The organism is Billgrantia endophytica, from assembly GCF_002879615.1.
Classification (GTDB): Bacteria; Pseudomonadota; Gammaproteobacteria; order Pseudomonadales; family Halomonadaceae; genus Halomonas; species Halomonas endophytica.
Genome location: NZ_PNRF01000050.1, coordinates 54,953 through 74,213 on the forward strand (window position 1 = coordinate 54,953; position 19,261 = coordinate 74,213).

Genomic DNA, 19,261 nt, shown 5'->3' on the forward strand with positions numbered 1-19,261 from the left:
GCTTGTTCCTTAAAGTAGGCTTCTAATCTCCTTGAAGTGATGGGTTTGGGAATGACTGAATTTCTTTCAACAAAGGGGTTATATTGAGAGCAATGGTGTTAGGTTTCATTGCTACAAGCTTCTATTTTGCTCTTTGCTGGGTTTTATAAAGTGGGCTGGGCGAAGCCTAGCCTTTGTGTTTTGGGAGCTATGTGAAGCTGTGGTGAGCTTGCGAACCTGAGCTTCATATAGCGATTGTGGTAGGGGTTCCCTTTGTGAGCTTGCGAGCAAGGGGAGAAAGGTTTTATGCGAGCTTGCGAGCAGAGCTTTTAGAAGTCGAGCCTTTCAGAGCTTTTGTTGAGCCATGGGGTTTGGCGAAACAATAGCGAAGAAAGGCGAGAGCCTATGATGCATCTATCTGAAGCTGTGGCGAGCCTGTGAGCCTGTTGGTGTGTGAGTATGGGTTAGGGTTCCTGCCCTTGCGAGCCTGCGAGCATAGGCGGGAGAAGCGGGCTTGGTGGCCGTGGCTGTCATCAAGCGGGGGTATCCTCGATGTGAGCGGTGCGAGATCCTTTTGTCGTCAACGGGGGGGTGTCTCTATGTCCAGGGGATTGCTATTCCCTTCCCTGTGAAGCTCTCTACTGGCTTCAGGTGGTTAAGTGCTGTCGTTGCCCTGCTCTACTACTGAAAGGCCGTGTGGTGGCTGTGTGGCTGGATTGCGGGCAAAAGAAAAGCCCGCATAAGCGGGCTTGGTATCACTTATCTAAAACATTGACTATTCTAGCTCCATCTTTACTTTTATAAACTGTGCCTCTTCCAAGAAAGAAATTTTCAATCTTTCCTTCTGGCTCATATATTTTATAGCCTTGCTCTTTCATCCTTTCATCTAAAGTATTAGCTTGTGTGCTAAGATGCACAGTTCTTGTCACTTTGAAATTTACATGGTCTGTGTTTTCTTTACCACCATCTCTCTCCGTCACTTTGATTTCAAGTGTTCCATCTTGGCTTGTAAAAGTGGTGACTTTACTATCTTTATCTGTAAATAAATCTTCATAGTTTTTTGTATTAGATATGGTGGTTACACTTACACTAGAAGCATTGATCTTAAAATCTTCTGTTGAATTAAAAAGGGTTCCTTCTATACTACTTATCTCATTATTATCCTCACTAGTAAAATAACTAGCAATATATTTTGTAGCTGAAACTGTAATTGAACTCAAAGTTATTAAGCCTGGGACTGGCGGCAACGTAAAGTTATAATTTTCATCTTTAGAAGAACTATTAGAAGATAATCCTCTTGATAAAACACCCATACCTTTATTAAGTGTTGCTAGAATATAAACTTTTGAAGATTCCTCATTATTAGTAACACTCTCAGTATTTTCGTGTGCCACCACCCCATTTGCTACCAACATTGAAGTTGATACTAAAGCTATTCCTACTGTTTTCATCATTTTGTTTTTCATTGTCTTGCTCCTTTTTTATTAAAAATTCTATCTATTCCTCTAAAATAAATATTTAATATATTGTATATACAAAATAAAAATGTAGCTGTAAACGACACTGAAAGCACTAAAGTCGCCAAAATCATTGCTGAACCAGTAGCATCTACATAAGTTGTTATTATATAGTTTCCAACTTCAAAAAAACCTGTATTTGCGATTAAAAATATAGCTAGTAATATCATTAAACCTATTATATTGACTGCTATTTTCATCATTTTGTTTTTCATTGTCTTGCTCCTTGTTTTTGTTTTCTTTATTGCCCGCAACCGTGCGGGCTTTATTTTCTATAATATTATTGATTTACTGCATATACTCTAACTATTTCTTTTGTCATTGGGAAACTAGCTCCCTCTCCGTATACCCATTTATTATCAATATTTTTTATTTTAACTGTGTTGTCTTCACAGCTATATAGTCCTTCCATTGGTTTACTGCTTTTCTTCATTATGTCGCAAGCTTTGTCGCTAACCTGATGAACTTGGAAATACTCTTTGTTGTAGCTAACTATACTGTTATGTAGATTGTTGCCTTCTTGAAATTTATTGCTTTCAACAATGACTTCATCTTTTTCAACAAGGCGATTCATTATTTGATATGACCCTATTATACTACCTATTTCAAATACAGTAGCTATGTCGGCATCCTTGTATGTTTCATTATTGAATGTTTCAGCTATTGATTGTCTGATATCTACTGCTTCTCTTTGGCTCTGTGACTCATTGAACTTGAAACCAAATAGGGTTATCCCTGCTATAAGTGGTATTGCTAGTATTGTGCATTGTAGTTTGCTCATTGTTTTTCTCCTTGTTATTATTGTTGTTTAAGCTGCTTTTGCAAAGTATAGGATTGAATCATCTTCGCTTGTTTCTTCTTTGTTGCTATCAAGCTCAATAATCAGATTTTTATTCAATCTAGTTACTGAAAGAGCCACACTGTCCAGAGACATAGCTTTTTCAAAGAAAACCTTTTCTTTTGTTTCGCTTTTAGAAATAGATATGTTGTTTGTAATGGCTGAAATGGTATTTTTAAAAGCATTACCATTTAATTCTTTTTCTAAAGCTTGCTGTCTTACCCATTGCCCATCTATGTTGAATGATATTGTTTCTGGTGTATTAGTTGAGAATAGCTTTCTCTCGCTACCTTCAATTTTAATACTGGTTGCTTTTGCTTCTAGTGCTGTGCTGTAAATATTAGTTAATGTATTCATAATCTTTCTCCTTTTTTGTTTTGTTTGTTATTTGAGACATTGCCTTATCTCAATAGTATAATTATATCACAATCTGTACGGAAAGTCTTTAATATTTATTGCATTATTTAAATAAATGTGGTGTTTATGTTATATATAAAGCACTTCTGCTAGCTTTGAATATAACTTTTTTATTGAGTCAAGGGGCTATATCGCTTCGCTTAGTTATTGAAAGGCGGATTGATAGGTTTTGTGGTCTGGATCTTCTTGTGGAGCTCCGTGCTGGCTTCTGGTGGATAGGTGTGGCATTGCCCTACCCTCGATGCTGGATCTCATCTGAGCGGTGCTGTATGGGCTTCCTATGGCTGGTGGTGTGGTGGCCTACTCGCCCTGCTGAAAGCTGTGTGGTGGTTTTGTTGCTTGATTCTGAGCAAGAGAAAGCCCGCTGATGCGGGCTTTTTATTGGTTTTATATATGTTATTATTAAAAGTGCCTTCCTTAGTATTTAACTTATTATTCCTATTAAAAGATCTAGTTATTAGTCGGTAAAGAGCTTGTATTCTTTTCCATATACCAAGATATCACCTTCATAGTTATATCGTAAGCACTACCGTCCTGACATTTAGCTTCAATATTTTTTTCAACCAGACTTATAATTTTACAATCTAAGTCATCAGAATAAGTATGATAAGATTTTAAATTTTCCTTATCTTTTCTATATTCAAAATCTTGCTGTAATCTTTCAAATTCTGCTTGCTGAATTTCTAATCTATTTTCAGCATCCTCTTGAAGACTTTTGTTGCCATAATAATCAGAACTAATGAAAATTGCTGTAAGAGCAAAAACGATCATTGAAACTTTTATAGCTCCGACAAATACCCCTTTTTTAAAACTATTATTATTCATAAATTTCTCCTTGTATATCTTTAATTATTATTGCACTAAATAGACACTTGATAAGAGTATGATCATTTAATTTTCCATCAATGTCGCAATGATAGTCATCGAAGTTAATAACATCTGTATAGATGAATTGGTCGGACGGCCTTCTACTATCAATATTAACAGCAAAACTCATTGAACTATCCAAATTATCACTTTCACAATCGAATAAAGTTTTATATTTATTTTTCACAATATGGCATTCAATAGTATTTTCTTTATCGTTATAAATAATCATCTCACCCTGCTTGCTTATTTTCCCTTTAAGCTCTTCATTTTTATTCTTAAACTCTTCTACTTTTTCTAAAGTGCTTGAATAAGGATCTCTTTGAATATTATATGAGTATGATAATGCTAATAAACTAATAAAAAAACTCACCACAAGTGATATGATTCCACCTATTAAAGCTCCTATTCTATATTTTTTGTTTTTCATGGTCTTTCTCCTTTTTTTGTTTTGTTCTTATTTGAGATATTCCCTAATCTCTATATATGATTATATCACATTTTATACGGAAAGTCTTTAATATTTATTGATTTATTTAAATAAATGTGGTGTTTATGTTATATATAAAGCACTTCTGCTAGCTTTGAATATAACTTTTTTATTGAGTCAAGGGGATTATATCGCTTCGCTTAGTTATTGAAGGGCGAAATGATAGGGTTTTGTGGTGTGTAGCGGGCTAGTTTTGCTCTCTGAGCCGTTGTTTGCTCCAGGGTATCTCTATGCCTATTCCACCTTCTTGCCCTTTGTCACAGCCCCTGCCTTCATTCCTTCTCTCAATTCCTGCGAGCAAAGCGAGTATGCTTTGCTATCAAAAAAGCCACCTGATTAGGTGGCTCTTCCATCAAATATAGCTTTCTATGAGTTGTTTGATATAGTCCTTTTCTTTGCCCTCAAATACGAAGTCTAGTGGTAGTCCAGTATATTCATCTACTTGTGATACTAAGAAGTAGTTTTCACTTTCAGCCATTACTACTTCATATCTATGTCTTGGCTTGTTTAGCTGTTTCACCACTTTGATATCAACATCTTCATAACCCACCATCTGCCCTATCATTACATCTAACGGGTTTGGCAAGTCTCTAAACTGAAATTCTTTTTGGTAAGCTCTGAAAACTTCTTGTGGAATTATTATGTATTTTCTCAGCTTCTGTATTTCAATCTTTTTGGTATTTTTATCGTGCGAAGAATACACTGATAAACCATTTTTATAGAACATGCCATCGTATCTTTTGGCTTGCATTTTCTTTGCTATTGCTTCTATACGGTTATCAGTGAAATAGTTATACCCTAATATTGACTTCAATAGGGAGAGCTTTGAAAGTAGTAGGTGGTAGTCTTCTTCATATTCTACGAATTGTATTAACTCGGGCTTTTCATTGATATCAATGGTGCCACTCTTTATATCTTGTATTAGCTTATCAACTTTTTTGTATTCCATATTGTCTCCTTATTATTATTGTTTGAACATTATATCATATTTAAGGTTCATTGACTGATTCACCTTTCTCAATAGCTCTATTGCTAGCAAAAAAAAGCCACTTGCTACCAAGTGGCTTGAAGTTCTGAGTTCGTGGTTTCATCACAGCTTTTGAATTTCGGCTTCGATAAGCTCCATGATAGTTTCGCACAGCTTGGCTTTCGGATTTTTTGCTTTCAATAGATAGCCATGAAATACCGATCTACCAAAGAAATACTTTTTGATTTCAAGTATTTCTTCCTTTGTTGTCGTCAACCTACCATTGCTATCAAAAGCGACATTTAAATACATATAGTGAATATCGAAGGTTTTCTTTTTATCGTCGTCATACCATCTGACTGTGATTTTGAAGGTAGCATCATCTTCGCTTGATGCTATCTTCTCTGGCACTATATGTATTCCTTTCTCTAAAATAACTCCCTTGTTATCCATGCTCCCTCCTTGTTTAAACGATTGAAACGATTATTCCATTTTTTATGACTGCTTTACCACCTTCTTGCTCTATAGGGTATTTTCCATCTCCTAACTTTTTATATAGAGCTTTCATTTCATCAGTTACTATTTCTTGTCTCAAAGCTTCTATATCTAACCCTTTAACCCTTTCAAGGTATCTGATAAGTGAATGGTCAGATACTATTAACTCATCGCTCTTGCTCGTATTTTCAAGCTCCTGCTGTGCTTCGTATATCTGTCGCTGAATATTCTCTTTGTATCTAATAGAATTTTCGTAAGCCTCTTTTTTGCCTTCAATATTATTGTTAGCAACCTCAAGCTTCTTATGTAAACTAGATATTTTCTTTTTCAATGCTCTTACTTTTTGTATCATTATCTTCTCCTTTTATTATTGTTTTAGTCCTGATGAAATTATCAGGACTTTTTATTAAGCTTGTTGCTGTGAATTCTGATAGCTTGAAATCAATGAGTAGATGTAATCAAGAGCATTGAAGTAGTCTCCATCATTGAAGTCAAACACTTGTGATGAAGCCATATCTGCTGATTCATCTATGTTGTGCTGACTGAAGAACACTTCAACGATCTTGTTCTGTATCTGGCCTGCTGTGGTGAATCCCACTTTTGCTATCAATAGGATTTCGGTATCAAGGAATTCCAGATCTGAAGGTGTTTTCTCTGTGGTGAAGCCTATTACGGCTCTGTGTTGGCCTGATAGCTCTGTCTTGGCGACATATAGGCTTACTCGCTTCTCTGTTGGGTGTATCTCCTTGTTGAGAGCAAGGGCGGTGTTAGGCTTGAACCTATGCTGTTCTACGGGCTTCGGTATCTCCGTAGGTGCCTTGCCCTGCTGTGAGCCTATCGCCTCTCTGAAGGCTCCCTGCATGGCTCCCTCGGCCTCTGTGGGCTTGTTCTTGCTGACAACCTGCTTGAGCCTCTGGGTTAGCTCTTCCTTGGTCTTAGGCTTTTTTCGCCTTCCTTTTGGTTGTTTAGGTGTATCAAGAGCATCATCAATATCCCAATTGCCTCTGCATCTAGCTTCAAAGGCATTGATAGTCACTGAATGATGTGGTTTGTTGTGTCTATATAATTCCCTTGGGTTTTTGTATATCTTCCCTTTGTATTCTATATTTCTTAACATATTTTCTCCTTATTATTTTATTGATCTCTGAATGATCTGGATATAGGTTGCCTATCTCTATTACTATCAAAGCTCGCTAGGGGCTTCGATAAGCGGTTGCTCTCAACACTTACCCTTCTCTCCTGCTTCTCTGCCTCTAAGGCTTGTAGAAGCGGGTTGTCGGCTGGGTTCGTCTGCTTTCCCTGTAGCTGACCTGTCATCTGGTAGAGCATACTGTCTAGCAGATCTTGCTCTGTGTTCTGCTGGGCTTGTGCTGTTGAAAGCAAAAGGGTTGATAGTGGTAGTGCTAGTAGTAGTTTTTTCATTTCCCCCTCCTTTTAAACTTAATCATCATATATGCTATAAACATAAAGATTGAATATAATGCTGTCACTGCTATCAATGAATTAAAAAATTGCAATATCATAGCTTTATATCCTATTTCTTGAAGCATACTAACAAACGGATTTGCAATAGGGCTACCTGTCATATGTGCAATATAGATAAAGACATTGAAAAAGATAGCTAATGCCCAGATTGAAAGTATATGCTCGCTTATTTTGTTATCCATTATTTTTTTCATTTTTCTTCTCCTTCAATCTCTTTAATCTTCTTAGGCTTATATTTAAAAGCTGAATGCACTATTATATAAATAGCTGTGAAAAAAAACCCATATTCTAAACTAAAAACATTTTCTTCAGCACCTCTATGCTTTGCAATAATATTAAATACTGCAAAACCAGTCATAAAAGCAATAAACAAAAGCATATTTTCTCTATTAACTATTTCTAAATATAATCCTTTAATGTGTCTCATAGTTTTCTCCTTTATTGTTATTCTATTTTTTTTGCTATCTTATTAAATTTTGGAGTAAGCACAGCGATAGCGAATACTGAAACTACTACTCCTGTTGCGATGGGTGTTAAGCCATCTACTGCTATCCCTGTGAAGCTGAATACGGCTGTTGTGGTTAGTGCTGTTATTGCTGACAAAGTGATTGTTGTTTTCATATTATTCTCCTTTTTTGTTATTGCCCGCAATTCCTGCGGGCTTTGTTTTTCTTTAAAAATTCTCTACTACCTCTTTATAGTTATTGTTAATTACCTATTACCCTTTTTATCTAATATCAAGACTATTAAGCCAGAAATCATAAGTAAGCTAAGGAATATGAGTAGACTCGTATCACTTAGGCTTGCTATAAATTGATCGATAGATAATATAGCTTTTTGTATAAGACTTACACCAGAAAATATTGGTAAAACACTAATAAGACTTAGTAATGCACCTATTGTATAGATTATCTTTTTTTTCATAATATTTCTCCTTTTTTGTTTTGTTTGTTATTTGAGACATTCCCTTATCTCTATTTTATGATTATATCACAATTTATACGGAAAGTCTTTAATATTTATTGCATTATTTAAATAAATATGGTGTTTATGTGATATATAAAGCACTTCTGCTAGCTTTGAATATAATTTTTTTGTTGAGTCAAGGGGCTTATATCGCTTCGCTTAGTTATTGAAGGACGGATTGATAGGGTTTTGTGGTGTGTGGTGGGCTAGTTTTACTCTCTGAGCCGTTGTTTTACCCTGGGTGCCTCTATGCCTACCCCACCTCTCGTCTGTGTCACAGTCCCTGCCTTCATCCCTTCTCTCAATACCTAGCTCGCTTCAACGAGCATAAAAAACCGTAGAAGAGATCTACGGTCGTCAGCTTACCTATTGGTCATTAAGACATAGATGCTTTCAAGAACTTTGAGCAAATACCCCTTCACTGTCACCACTGCTGATACAAAAAGAGCAATGCGAGCAAGCCATAAAAGAATAGCGGTATCTTCATAAAGCATCGCCACATTGAGAACAAATAAGTATACAGCCCACACTATCAATATATTGACTGTGTTTTTAGTAATTGAGTAGCACTGTGATAGCACCATCATTCCTTGCCTCTTATTTTCCTGACCACTATCACTATATCACAAACGGGGTTTAGATCCACTTCTATTGCAGGCAACTTGAAAGCACTAGCTAAGTCTTAAATACACTTTCCTCTCATTGCTATCAAAGACAAAAGCTTTTGATCTCAATAACTACGGTTGATCTCAATAAAAAAGCCCTTGAAAGCGAATTTAAGGCTTAGCTAGTGCTTTCAAGAGCCTGCCGATGTTGCCGACAAAAAAATTAGTGCGGACCTAAGAACCTATCACCATTGAAGTGAATCATATGGTCTCTCTTTCTTAGAATTATTTTTTCAGGGGTATAACCCTATTCTGTAAAAGAGAGAACACTTAGATAACTCTATATTTTTTTGCTATCAATAATGTGGAGCATCCCGCTAGCACTGCAATAGCGATTGAGTGAGATAGCGGGCTGAACTGTGCATTTATCGAAATTGATATCAATGATATTGAAAGCAATAAGAGCGAGACGGTTTTAGCCTTTCTCATTTACCTGCTCCTTTATTTTTTCATCATTCGATGCTTGTTTTTTCTCATATTCTTCTTTTAAAGCAAGCTCTCTTGCTTCACTTTTATTCACATACAAGACAAGCTTGATTATGCCGATTGATACAATAAACATAAGCAAGTAAGCTAGAATTGCTGGCACATTATATACCATAGACACATTCCATATTGCTATATTTACTAATAAAAATCCTGCTATTATTCTTGTGGTTCCCATATCATTTCTCCTTTAATATTGTTTTATTCTATTTATTGCCCTGCCGATAAAGCTTCTTCTCCCTTCTTCGCTTATGTCGTAGCCAAGATTTTCAAAAGTCTGAAGGCACATATCTATACCGTTTCCGTTTCTATTATACATTCTAGCTGAGCGGTTAATTTCGTTTGATGTGTAATATTCACTTTCTTTATAAGCTTCATCCACAAGATCACTTATAATAACCTCGCAGTATTCGTGCGGTTTCACTTTATTGCTACCAAGAAAACCTAATGCAGAAGTGCCAAAACCTATTGCCATCAATCCTAATACCGCTAATCCCTTTATCATAACAAACTCCTTTTCTTATTCTTATACACTCAATAAAAACCCTCTATTGAGTTAATAAACAGCCCCTCGCTAATAGGGGCTGTATAATAGCTATTCTACGTTGATAACAACATAGACTCGCTTGGGCATAAAGAAGCCTTCATCATCCATATCTTTAATTCGATATGTAGCTGTATGGTTGAAGTCATAACCCTCTTCAACATTGAAGGTTTCTGTTAAGTGCTTAGCATCCATGACAGGAACGATGATTCCATCTTCTACGACGATATCAGCGATACCGCTATGGCTCACACTGTAATGAACATCGTAGCCACCAGGGTAGGCATCTGAAGTCATGATGCTGTATTCAAGACCTCGATCAACGATATCACCGCCGACGTTATGAATAGACGTTCGATTGATAGTCTCTGGCACACCTGGTTCTGAAGGCATCTGTAGGCCGTATCTTGCTTCGATTGTGGCTCCCTGTGCTTCTAGAATTGCTGTGAGCTCGTTTGCATCGGTTGGGTAGCCGTGTGTGTCATGATTGATAACAAGCTGTCTGTCATGCCCTGTGGCTTCTATGAAGCTCATGTGGATCTGCCTGTCTTCTGCTAGGGCTGTTGCTGATATTGCTATCAATGCTGTTGCTAATGCTGTTTTTGTTAAATTTCTCATTGTCTTTCTCCTTGGTTTTTGTTGTTAAATTATTTGAATTGCTTTTAGAATATAGTAGCCGACAACAGTAACCACTGGCACTGCTATAATCTGTAAAGCTACTATTCCTGCTTTCTTTGATATTGTTTTCAATTTACTCATAGTTTCTCCTTGTTGTTTTAATTGCCCGCAATGACTGCGGGCTTTTTCTTACTTTTCGACTTCTTTGAATTTAATTGCTGGATTGTTATCAAGATTATTACCAAATGAATTAGTGGCTTTAATAAAACATAGAACTACAAAGACAAGTGAAACAGTCGCCCATGTAAATAGAAATAAAACCATACCTGCAAGAGGTAATAAACCTAATGTAAGAAATGTTGTAGGATTAAACATTAAACTTAATACTACAGATAACGAGGTAATAGCTAGGCTATATGGTATTACTTCTTTGATTATTTTTTTCATAATATTTCTCCTTTTTTGTTTTGTTGCCCGCAATTCTTGCGGGCTTTGTGTTTTTTATTGTTTGCTTTAACCTTTATCAACTTCATTAGGGAAGCTGGCAACTTCATTATCGGAATAGTTATCAAAATCTATAAATAAATTTAAAGCTGGGGCTACCATTAGTAAAGGTATTACTATAAAGGATTGTGGTAATACCGCACTTAAATAACCATTTGTTGATTCAACTACTTCTGTTAAGGACTTACTTTTAGCCATATAATCTGCTTCATTACTGAGCGAATGGGCTAATGTTGAAGTTGATAAAAACATTGTTGTTGATACTAAAGCTATTCCTACTGTTTTCATTATTTTGTTATTCATAATCTTACTCCTTTTTTGTTTATTTTGTTTTTGAGACATTCCCTTATCTCTATTTTATGATTATATCACATTTTATACGGAAAGTCTTTAATATTTATTGACTTATTTAAATAAATATGCTGTTTATGCAATATATAAAGCACTTCTGCTAGTTTTGAATATAATTTTTTTATTGAGTCAAGGGGATTATATCGCTTCGCTTAGTTATTGAAGGGTCGAATAATCGAATTATGTGGTGTAAAGCGGGCTAGTTTTGCTCTCTGAGCCTTTGTTTCCTCCAGGGTATCTCTATGCCTACCCCGACCCTCGCCCTGTGTCACAACTCCTGCCTTCACTCCTTCTCTCAATACCTAGCTCGCTTCAGCGAGCATAAAAAAGCCCCTATCAGGGGGCTTTTGAATTGAGGCCAACAATGTATTCAGCAAAGTGCTGTAAACTCTTCTTAGCTTCAACCACTTTATGCCTTCTGAATTGATATGTTGAAAAACTCACCTTGCCAATTTTCTCAAAGGCATTCTTTAGAGACGGATATTTCACACCTTTTATAACAACAGAAGCAGGCTTCTTTATCGGCTTACTCAATGCCTCTTCTTTTGACATGCCGTAAAGCGATATTCTGTTGTAAACAACATAGGGTGGCAGTTTCTTTGCTATTGCCGCTTGCCTTATACTTGGATATTTTTTGCCATCAATCATAACTTCTATACTATTAGTTTTTGAAATACTTTCATCCATACACTCTCTCCTTATTTTTATTATAAAACTATTTAACCATAATAATATAATTATATCACATTTAATTATAAAAGCTATGTTTAATTATGCTACATCACATAGATGGTCAAATTCATCATCAGTGAACAGAATATCTTTAAATTCTTCTTGTTGGTGTAATGGCACTTGAAGTTCTTTAAATGCTTTATTGATGACAATATCTTTATCTTCGAGTAGTGATTTCATTCTAACTGATAGAGAATTTCCTTTCAGGTTCCTCTCTGCCTCACATATTTGTTTGTTTAGATAAGATATCTCGTTTTCTATATGTAGATAAAAAGTGTTGTAGTCCATAGTTATTCTCCTTGCTGTTGTAGTATCAAGTAAGCGATATAGGATTGTTGGCTATCGCTATAAGCCAAGAAATTCTCAAATATTCCTGTTCTTGTAGATATCCCTGCTCTTGTAGGTAGGTCTTGCAGAAGATATAGAGTAGTGTCTAGTTTTGATAATACAGCCCTATCAAAGTCTTTCCCTGTTCTTCTTTTTGTTTCTTCGCCTCTTAGATATTCTGCGAAATATGTTATATCTTGTCTCATAGCTCTCTCCTTTTATGCCACTTTTGTTTTTATTGTGTTGATATCAATAAGCTTATGAAAACCATAGAAGCCCGTTTTTATATTCCTGATATTGTTATTGCTTCTTTTGATATCATTAAGTTCTCTCAACTTCTTTGATAGCACCAACTCTTCATCTTGATAGGTATTAAGTATTTCATTGGTCGCAATACCGCAAACCAACACACTCTTTGGTGTATCTCTTATACAAATGATTTGGGAGTAGTTATTATAAAAAGGGATTAGCGGGACTTTGCCATATTCAACCGTTTTAACACCTAGGTTGATACCTGCATTTTCTAAATCTGGTGTATTGAAATATTTAGAATGGGTCTGGTTGGCTTCTTGTGTGTAGTCTATGAAGTTGATGCCAAGTAATCTCTCAACCGCTAATTCACCTATGAGCCCTGTCATATATCTCTTGTGTGTGCTTATGCCATCTATCTGATAGTTGAACTCTTTTTCTTTCTCTTCCACTATCTGTTTTGTTAGCTCTATAATTGGCATCAATTCTTGCTTGTTGAACTCAATTCTTGTATATCTCGTTATATTTGGCTCTATATGATTTTTATAAACTTCCTTTTGTTTGTCATAACTCATATAACACTCCTTGTTATTGTTGTTATTTTTAAGGTAATCCTTTACCTTATATCTATTATTATATCACATTTTTGTTAATAAGTCTTTATTACTTAATAATTAGCTTTATAAGAGATAAAATTAGGGAGAAGTAATAGGAAGATTGTGAGGCAACTATTGAAGAGCATTTAAATAGTGATTTTATCTTCGCTCCTATCATGCTTGTCAGTGGCAACGGGCTTCTGTGAAGCTCTACAAAGGTTCCTGGTGGCTAGGTGGTGTGTTGCCCTACCCTCGATGCTGGATCTCGTCTGAGAGCTTCTGTGGTGGTATATGGCTAGCTCCTTCTGTGTGGCTCTGAGCCAGCTTCTACTAGGTAAGGGGTATGTTGACCCTGCTTGCTGTGTTGAACAGCCTCTGAGAGCTTCCTTGAAGCCTGTGGAGCGAAAACAAAAAGCCCCCCTGTAGTGAGGGGGGCTATGGTTCCATCCTTCGTGTGTATTAACCGAATACGAACTTCGAAGCTTCTAAGCCACCAACAATCAACACTATTGGTTTAAAGACAGTAGCTAAGAAAGTTGCTACTAAAACAAAAAATATAGTATGGAACTTATTTAGCTTCGGGATTTTAACAACATCTTCAATTGGCTTTGAAGAAAATGAGTTATCTTCCAGGCTTTTATATCTTAGCCCCTCTCGCTCACCCTCTTCTAAATATTGTAAAACAGCATAGCTAAACATTGCTATCAATGTTAATGAAGTAACAACAGTGACAATCAACCAGTATGCAAAATCTTCGATTAAATTTGCATAAGCCATAAGAACAAGTATAGATGAAGGCACAGCTATCAATACTTGTATCTGTGCAATAAAACGAATGGCTTTTCTGTAAGAAAAAGCATTGTAATGACTTAATACATTAAATACTATGAGTGCTTTATTAAACTTATGGATCAACCCCCCGCATAAAAGAACTGTCGCTGATAATAAACAAAAAATTACTATTGGGACCAATGCCACATAAATAGGATTTTGAGAATTCATTAAATCAGGAAACCTACTAATTGAAAGAAACACAAAAGATGTAAGTATAAGATATTTAGCCTTCCTCCCGTGTTCTGTATCATTGTCAGTATTAAATGATTGATAAAAATCAACTGGCTTACGAGTTAGGAGCAAGGCAAGGGTAAACGGCATTCTTACTACAAATTTGATGAACCTAACGGGAAGCATCAATATCCATTTCGCTGTCTTAACTACCCCTCCCCCTATTGCTCTCAACATTGTTTTTATTTTATTTAGCATAATTTTCTCCCTTTCATTTCTCTGTTAATGCTTTCCTTGACTAGTGACTCAACATCACCCTGATTGTTTCTTATTATTTTATTTCTTATGTAGTGCTCGATATGCAAGAACAGTGATTCTTTTGGCTTTGCATTGAGAGCAATGAAGATAGCATCCTCAACTGAATGCCCTCTTTCAGCATTCAATATCTCAGTTACACGACTTGAGAAGGTTGTGTTCTTTAAATTCGGATCTTTGTCTTCGTCAGTAAGACCTTTGTAGAAACTATTCAAAGACCTGTAATAATCACCTTCATACTCGAAGCTAAATGGCTGTCTTTTTAGTGGTGTCTCTAATGCACTATCTCGATCAAGCAACTGGTTATTTACTCTCTGCCTAGATAATCTCTTCCTATAGCTATTGAAAGTTAATCCTTCAACTTTATTATTGTCGTCAAAAAGCTCTTCTTCACAGCTATACATTTTCCCTTTGTAGTATATTGGCTCGCCACCATTGCTTGCTTCTATTTGGAATCTCGCTTGAGTATTAAACATATATTTCTCCTTTTATTATTATATTGATCTCAATTCTTCTTCAGTTAACTGTTCTCTTCCATAATCAGACTCGAATCTTTCATAATTGATATCATCAATAGATAGTTGTCTGTGATCATTATAGTAGTCGTATGACTCAGTTATAATCCCTTGTCTTTCAAAATCTAATTCATCCATAATAATAACCTCCTTGTTATTGTTGTCATCAAATATAATTATATCACATTTAAAACGGAAAGTCTTATTTATTTGACCTTGACTTTATACTTTTTTAATAATTAAAAAGATGGAAAAGAACTTCAAAAAGAAAGAAGCCATATTTTATGGCTTCTTTAGGTAGTTATTCAGGAAGGAAATCATCACTAAATTTGCGATAAAATTCTATCCATTTTCGCACCCTCTTGTATCGGTCGCCGTTGAGATTGTAGGCAACTTTATCTGATACGACTCCATCGGTTTCGTATGACACATAGAGAGCTCTGAAATTATCTCTAATGGCTTCACAGTGAGATATTGGGAGTAGGACTTCATCAAGAATCTTATGGGGAAGATTCTGGATCTGATTAAAGTCATGCTGGCTGAAGAAATCAATATAGTAATATTCTACTCGATCCTCACCTACCACCTTAACTAACTGAAGCTTAACTAACTTTTGTAAATACTGCATATTTGTTTCTCCTATTTTGTTTGTAGTATAAAATCACATTTATCAATGTGTAGGTATTGATGATACCTAGTATGAACAGTAGGCTCTTATCACCTTCAGTGACTATATTTATCGTAAGTATAAGTATGTTTAAAAAAACCACTGTTGCTATTATTTTTGCTTGCCTGAATGTTGGCAATTTCATTTTTTTCATATTTTTCTCCTTGTTATATTATCATTGTATCACAGCTATATTCTATATTTTTGTTAAAGGCTGTCTCTCTAGTTATTGAAGGGTGGATTTATCCCTGATCGTTGTAATTTATCTTCACGTTTTAAATTACCTCCATCCTCAATACCTAGCTCGCTTCAGCGAGCCTTTTACAGTTTATTTTTCTTCTTATCTTTCCCCTCCTTTTCTTTATTTACTAGTGTATCCTCGTATTCTTCAAAAGGTGATAAGTTAGTTATATCTTGCTTACAGATAATAAAGAACTCCCTTGGGCTAAAAAGCATATTGTTTCTAATCCGTAATGCTAACCATGCAAAATAAAAGTATAAGAATATACAGAACATAAAACCAGCTAAAGGTATAAGTATCGAAGATAAAAAAGGAAGCAAAGAAAAGCCCTGATTAAACAAAGTATTCATTAAATTGAATAGATGATAAATAGGCCAAAGGGGTATTATTATCATAGCTAACATCATTTTTTGATATCTACTATGACCTACTTTTAGATCCGCTTCTGTTAATCCTTCTTTTTCCATACTTCTTTTAAATGTGCTTTTAGATTTAGCTGACATTAAAGCTTCATAAAGATCTTTATTACCTTTTTTACTGAAAATCTTTTTAACATTGATGCCATTAAGAATATTTTTTGTGATCCCCGATATACCTGTTGGGTTATATCTAAAAAAAGGTGTGACCCAATTAACAGGGTTAAAAGAGTGGCCTATAAACTTCGTGCCTCTCCATGTTTTATTCACTACATTTTTTTTATCCATATTTATTTACTCCCTGAAAAATTGTAACCGTAACAACTTTCTAAATTTTCTTCAAAATCCTGTAAAGGCAATATCTCAGAAGGATGCCTAATAAGTATCTCTAGAAACTGAAAAGGATTCAACTGCATCATATTTCTTGCTGAGAAGCCTTTCCATGCTCCTACGAAATATCCCACACTAGATATTATTGCAGTCAATGAAAGTATGGTTGAATTTATTCCATTATTGATTATTAACAAATACTCTCCATTAGTGTTTGCAATAAAAATATGTAACTGTGCATGGATAAACATACAAGCAAAGAAAATCATTGAAGCAAATTGGACAAACTGACCCCACCTATACTCACGAACTCTATCTTCGTAATGCATTCCCAGCCTTTTCATATTTCCGATATATCTTCTTCTAGATCTACTTAGGTTAGTGGTAATGCTCTTAAATTCCTTTTTTATTTGCTCACGACTATAGGCTTTATTTGCTTTAACAGACTTATAGTGATCTGCTGTATTCTTCGATATAGCACCTGGCGAAGTGTATGTTCTACCTATACTCATATATTTTTTAGGATATGCCTTATAAACCCACTTAAAAGGGGCTAGTGCTATCTTAACTACACCAGACCCTTCATTCTTTTCTTTAGGATCATCCTTTTCATTTTGTTTTTTCATATTACTCTCCTTGTAATTATTGTTATATACTTACATCATTATATCACATTTTATCAATAAATGTATTATCAGCATTCACTGAAGTCTATCGGGTCATCTATATCATCTATGCCGATATTCCAGTAGGTGAGAGTATCAATATACTGTGCTGACTGCGGTATCATAGATTTTATAATCTCTTCTACCTCTTGATACTCTCTAGTCACCTCTTTTTCTTTCTTTGTCAGCAACATTTTTGACTTCAACGAAACATAGTCATTAACTAACGTCTTTTCCATATAGCCAATATCTCTTTCAAGCAATTGAAGCTTTCTCTTTGAATTCATATTAAACTCCTATTGGATTAGCTGTATATTCTTTCTTTTTATCTTTATATAGAGCTAGCAAGTGTTTTGCTATCGTGGTATCAACAACATCTGCATAGTCTTTATTGCTCACAACATCACTTGAAAGAAAAGACCTGAAAGTTTTGATTAGTCTCGATACTGATTGGCTCTCAAGGAATATGCCAACATTAAGCTTTTCCTCTTTTTTACTAACCTTTTTGGAATATAGGAGTGTTAGTATTGAGCTTTGCACTGAATTCCCTGTATGTAGGTTTATCTGAACCATAGCTTCGCCGTCGTTATTACAACTCTCGATAGGCTCAATATCTAGTATATTCAAGTTAAAAAAAGCCACTTCGTTTAAATGTATGGCTTCAACTTCTTTCTTAACCTTGTTCTCAAATTTTCTTTTTGTCATTGTTAGTTTCTCCTATTATTGTTGTTAGATAATCAAAAACATACTCACAGATAAAGGTGATACCTTCATCTACATAAAGACTACCCTCATGGTCTTCATACAAATGAAGTGCCTCGGCTCTTTCATCAACTGAAATGTCACTAATTACCGTGTGAACTATGCTCTCAAACATTTCATAAAGAAATGTCTGTCTCTTCATATACTCAACTGCATAAAAATATTTATTGCTGAAACTTTGTATATCAAGCCATTCTTTAACCATAGCCCCTTCGTGTTTTATGGATTTGCCACGATTATTGAAAGATACGATGAAACCTATCAGTTCGTCACCATCTTTCGATATTTCAATTTTAAAACTATTGTTGTTATTGAAGCTGTTCCTTAATGTATTTCTTAAACTCATATTATTTCTCCCTTAAAACTGTATAATTATATCACAGTTTATACGGAAAATCAATTTAAATATTTATTATTTATTAAATCCAAGAGCTATATCGCTTCGCTTAGTTATTGAACGTGGAATATCTGGTTGTTAAATATTGAGTGTGGTATCTAGGCTCTATGCGGGTTTCTCAGGGGGTTTCCTTCCTGACCCTGGGGGATAGGGCTTCTAGACATAAAAAAACCCCTTACGGGGCTTCTCAGGGCGATTCAAGCTAGCTAGTCATCATCTTCAAGACCTAGGCATACCTCTAGCCTTTTCCCTAACTCTCTCCTGCCTTGGTAGGTCGTGAATGAGACTTTGCCTATTTTTTTGAAGGCATCGTTAGCTGAGCGGTATTTCACTCCATTGACGACAACAGACCGATCCATTACAGGGGTTGTGATAGCTGTTTCGATAGTCCATTGCTTGTTTAGTGGTTTTTTCTTGTTCTGGCTGAGCCTGTTGTAAACAACAGCGGGCTTGATATCGTAGTCGTCGCAAGCTTCCCTTATTGAATTGTATTTAACTCCGTTGACGACAATTTCTTCATCTTGAAAAATTCGCTGTCGTTTCTGCTTCGTTTCACTCTTCTCCTTTCTTTTGTCTCGCTTCTCGAATCCAAACATTTCTTCTGGTGTCCATTTATACCTCTTTCTTGCTCGTATAGTGACTTCAGGAACATCAGGCTTTAATTTTTCGATAGCTTCAGAAATACTAGAATACCGCTTACCATATATAATAATAGGCGACTTATTGCTATCAGGCATAATGCTTACTTTTATTAGAGAGTATGTGTCTATTATATCGCAAATGGTAAAATTTGCAAACTACAGTTTTTTATAAAAAAAGAGCAATCTTTTGATTGCTCTTTTAAACCGTTCTTAT

Annotated in this window: 32 protein-coding genes; all 32 read right to left on the reverse strand. The window is 35.4% G+C overall.

Annotation, left to right across the window (positions count from 1 at the left end):
- Nucleotides 1-734 precede the first annotated feature (734 nt).
- Nucleotides 735-1,445: a hypothetical protein gene (locus C1H69_RS23380; RefSeq protein WP_133155017.1), complete on the reverse strand. Its 711-nt coding sequence runs from the start codon at nt 1,443-1,445 to the stop codon at nt 735-737.
- Nucleotides 1,442-1,711, reverse strand: coding sequence for a hypothetical protein (locus C1H69_RS23385; protein ID WP_133155018.1), 270 nt, complete (start codon nt 1,709-1,711; stop codon nt 1,442-1,444). The genes C1H69_RS23380 and C1H69_RS23385 overlap by 4 nt, the downstream gene beginning before the upstream one ends.
- A 65-nt stretch (nt 1,712-1,776) precedes the next feature.
- Entirely contained in the window at nt 1,777-2,277 is a 501-nt protein-coding gene (locus C1H69_RS23390) for a hypothetical protein (RefSeq protein WP_133155019.1), read from the reverse strand.
- A gap of 27 nt (nt 2,278-2,304) precedes the next feature.
- Nucleotides 2,305-2,691: a hypothetical protein gene (locus C1H69_RS23395; RefSeq protein WP_133155020.1), complete on the reverse strand. Its 387-nt coding sequence runs from the start codon at nt 2,689-2,691 to the stop codon at nt 2,305-2,307.
- Nucleotides 2,692-3,201: 510 nt separating this feature from the next.
- Nucleotides 3,202-3,576, reverse strand: a complete 375-nt coding sequence (locus C1H69_RS23400; RefSeq protein WP_133155021.1) for a hypothetical protein — start codon at nt 3,574-3,576, stop codon at nt 3,202-3,204.
- Nucleotides 3,569-4,048, reverse strand: a complete 480-nt coding sequence (locus C1H69_RS23405) for a hypothetical protein (protein ID WP_133155022.1) — start codon at nt 4,046-4,048, stop codon at nt 3,569-3,571. The genes C1H69_RS23400 and C1H69_RS23405 overlap by 8 nt, the downstream gene beginning before the upstream one ends.
- Before the next feature lie 412 nt (nt 4,049-4,460).
- A complete protein-coding gene (locus C1H69_RS22975; RefSeq protein WP_102655709.1) occupies nt 4,461-5,057 on the reverse strand; it encodes a hypothetical protein in 597 nt (198 codons plus the stop codon).
- Nucleotides 5,058-5,198: 141 nt separating this feature from the next.
- Complete coding sequence (locus C1H69_RS22980) at nt 5,199-5,528, reverse strand: hypothetical protein (protein WP_102655710.1); 330 nt, start codon at nt 5,526-5,528, stop codon at nt 5,199-5,201.
- 13 nt (nt 5,529-5,541) lie between these two features.
- On the reverse strand, nt 5,542-5,922 hold the full coding sequence (locus C1H69_RS22985; protein WP_102655711.1) for a hypothetical protein: 381 nt from the start codon (nt 5,920-5,922) through the stop codon (nt 5,542-5,544).
- Nucleotides 5,923-5,976: 54 nt separating this feature from the next.
- Nucleotides 5,977-6,687: a hypothetical protein gene (locus C1H69_RS22990; RefSeq protein ID WP_102655712.1), complete on the reverse strand. Its 711-nt coding sequence runs from the start codon at nt 6,685-6,687 to the stop codon at nt 5,977-5,979.
- 17 nt (nt 6,688-6,704) lie between these two features.
- On the reverse strand, nt 6,705-6,992 hold the full coding sequence (locus tag C1H69_RS22995) for a hypothetical protein (protein ID WP_102655713.1): 288 nt from the start codon (nt 6,990-6,992) through the stop codon (nt 6,705-6,707).
- The gene (locus C1H69_RS23000; protein ID WP_102655714.1) at nt 6,989-7,249 is read right to left on the reverse strand and encodes a hypothetical protein; all 261 of its coding nucleotides are present in this window, start codon (nt 7,247-7,249) and stop codon (nt 6,989-6,991) included. The genes C1H69_RS22995 and C1H69_RS23000 overlap by 4 nt, the downstream gene beginning before the upstream one ends.
- Nucleotides 7,246-7,482 (reverse strand): hypothetical protein, encoded by a 237-nt coding sequence (locus C1H69_RS23005; RefSeq protein WP_102655715.1) that lies wholly within the window; start codon nt 7,480-7,482, stop codon nt 7,246-7,248. Before C1H69_RS23005 ends, C1H69_RS23000 begins: the two co-directional genes overlap by 4 nt.
- Nucleotides 7,483-7,499: 17 nt before the next feature.
- Entirely contained in the window at nt 7,500-7,676 is a 177-nt protein-coding gene (locus C1H69_RS23760; RefSeq protein WP_165789571.1) for a hypothetical protein, read from the reverse strand.
- Nucleotides 7,677-9,101: 1,425 nt separating this feature from the next.
- A complete protein-coding gene (locus C1H69_RS23015; protein ID WP_133155023.1) occupies nt 9,102-9,350 on the reverse strand; it encodes a hypothetical protein in 249 nt (82 codons plus the stop codon).
- Nucleotides 9,351-9,362: 12 nt separating this feature from the next.
- On the reverse strand, nt 9,363-9,677 hold the full coding sequence (locus C1H69_RS23410; RefSeq protein ID WP_133155024.1) for a TraR/DksA C4-type zinc finger protein: 315 nt from the start codon (nt 9,675-9,677) through the stop codon (nt 9,363-9,365).
- Between the two features lie 90 nt (nt 9,678-9,767).
- Nucleotides 9,768-10,334, reverse strand: a complete 567-nt coding sequence (locus C1H69_RS23020; RefSeq protein WP_102655718.1) for a hypothetical protein — start codon at nt 10,332-10,334, stop codon at nt 9,768-9,770.
- Between the two features lie 189 nt (nt 10,335-10,523).
- Complete coding sequence (locus C1H69_RS23415) at nt 10,524-10,781, reverse strand: hypothetical protein (protein WP_133155025.1); 258 nt, start codon at nt 10,779-10,781, stop codon at nt 10,524-10,526.
- Nucleotides 10,782-10,847: 66 nt separating this feature from the next.
- Complete coding sequence (locus C1H69_RS23420) at nt 10,848-11,141, reverse strand: hypothetical protein (RefSeq protein ID WP_133155026.1); 294 nt, start codon at nt 11,139-11,141, stop codon at nt 10,848-10,850.
- 384 nt (nt 11,142-11,525) lie between these two features.
- Nucleotides 11,526-11,876 carry a hypothetical protein gene (locus tag C1H69_RS23425; protein WP_133155027.1) on the reverse strand — a complete coding sequence of 117 codons (351 nt, stop codon included), beginning with the start codon at nt 11,874-11,876 and terminating at the stop codon, nt 11,526-11,528.
- A gap of 84 nt (nt 11,877-11,960) precedes the next feature.
- Nucleotides 11,961-12,209 (reverse strand): hypothetical protein, encoded by a 249-nt coding sequence (locus tag C1H69_RS23025; protein ID WP_102655719.1) that lies wholly within the window; start codon nt 12,207-12,209, stop codon nt 11,961-11,963.
- Nucleotides 12,210-12,211: 2 nt separating this feature from the next.
- Complete coding sequence (locus C1H69_RS23430) at nt 12,212-12,454, reverse strand: hypothetical protein (RefSeq protein ID WP_133155028.1); 243 nt, start codon at nt 12,452-12,454, stop codon at nt 12,212-12,214.
- A 12-nt stretch (nt 12,455-12,466) separates the two neighbouring features.
- Complete coding sequence (locus C1H69_RS23030; RefSeq protein WP_102655720.1) at nt 12,467-13,072, reverse strand: hypothetical protein; 606 nt, start codon at nt 13,070-13,072, stop codon at nt 12,467-12,469.
- Between the two features lie 480 nt (nt 13,073-13,552).
- Nucleotides 13,553-14,356, reverse strand: coding sequence for a TMEM33/Pom33 family protein (locus C1H69_RS23435; protein ID WP_133155029.1), 804 nt, complete (start codon nt 14,354-14,356; stop codon nt 13,553-13,555).
- Nucleotides 14,350-14,889 carry a hypothetical protein gene (locus C1H69_RS23440; RefSeq protein ID WP_133155030.1) on the reverse strand — a complete coding sequence of 180 codons (540 nt, stop codon included), beginning with the start codon at nt 14,887-14,889 and terminating at the stop codon, nt 14,350-14,352. The genes C1H69_RS23435 and C1H69_RS23440 overlap by 7 nt, the downstream gene beginning before the upstream one ends.
- Before the next feature lie 340 nt (nt 14,890-15,229).
- Entirely contained in the window at nt 15,230-15,556 is a 327-nt protein-coding gene (locus C1H69_RS23035; RefSeq protein ID WP_102655721.1) for a hypothetical protein, read from the reverse strand.
- Between the two features lie 360 nt (nt 15,557-15,916).
- Nucleotides 15,917-16,540 (reverse strand): hypothetical protein, encoded by a 624-nt coding sequence (locus tag C1H69_RS23445; protein WP_133155031.1) that lies wholly within the window; start codon nt 16,538-16,540, stop codon nt 15,917-15,919.
- 2 nt (nt 16,541-16,542) lie between these two features.
- Nucleotides 16,543-17,208 carry a hypothetical protein gene (locus C1H69_RS23450; RefSeq protein ID WP_133155032.1) on the reverse strand — a complete coding sequence of 222 codons (666 nt, stop codon included), beginning with the start codon at nt 17,206-17,208 and terminating at the stop codon, nt 16,543-16,545.
- A gap of 68 nt (nt 17,209-17,276) precedes the next feature.
- Nucleotides 17,277-17,534 carry a hypothetical protein gene (locus C1H69_RS23040; RefSeq protein WP_102655722.1) on the reverse strand — a complete coding sequence of 86 codons (258 nt, stop codon included), beginning with the start codon at nt 17,532-17,534 and terminating at the stop codon, nt 17,277-17,279.
- A gap of 1 nt (nt 17,535) precedes the next feature.
- On the reverse strand, nt 17,536-17,952 hold the full coding sequence (locus tag C1H69_RS23455; protein ID WP_133155033.1) for a hypothetical protein: 417 nt from the start codon (nt 17,950-17,952) through the stop codon (nt 17,536-17,538).
- On the reverse strand, nt 17,933-18,355 hold the full coding sequence (locus tag C1H69_RS23045) for a hypothetical protein (RefSeq protein WP_102655723.1): 423 nt from the start codon (nt 18,353-18,355) through the stop codon (nt 17,933-17,935). Before C1H69_RS23045 ends, C1H69_RS23455 begins: the two co-directional genes overlap by 20 nt.
- Nucleotides 18,356-18,612: 257 nt before the next feature.
- A complete protein-coding gene (locus tag C1H69_RS23050; RefSeq protein ID WP_133155034.1) occupies nt 18,613-19,143 on the reverse strand; it encodes a hypothetical protein in 531 nt (176 codons plus the stop codon).
- Between the last annotated feature and the right edge of the window lie 118 nt (nt 19,144-19,261).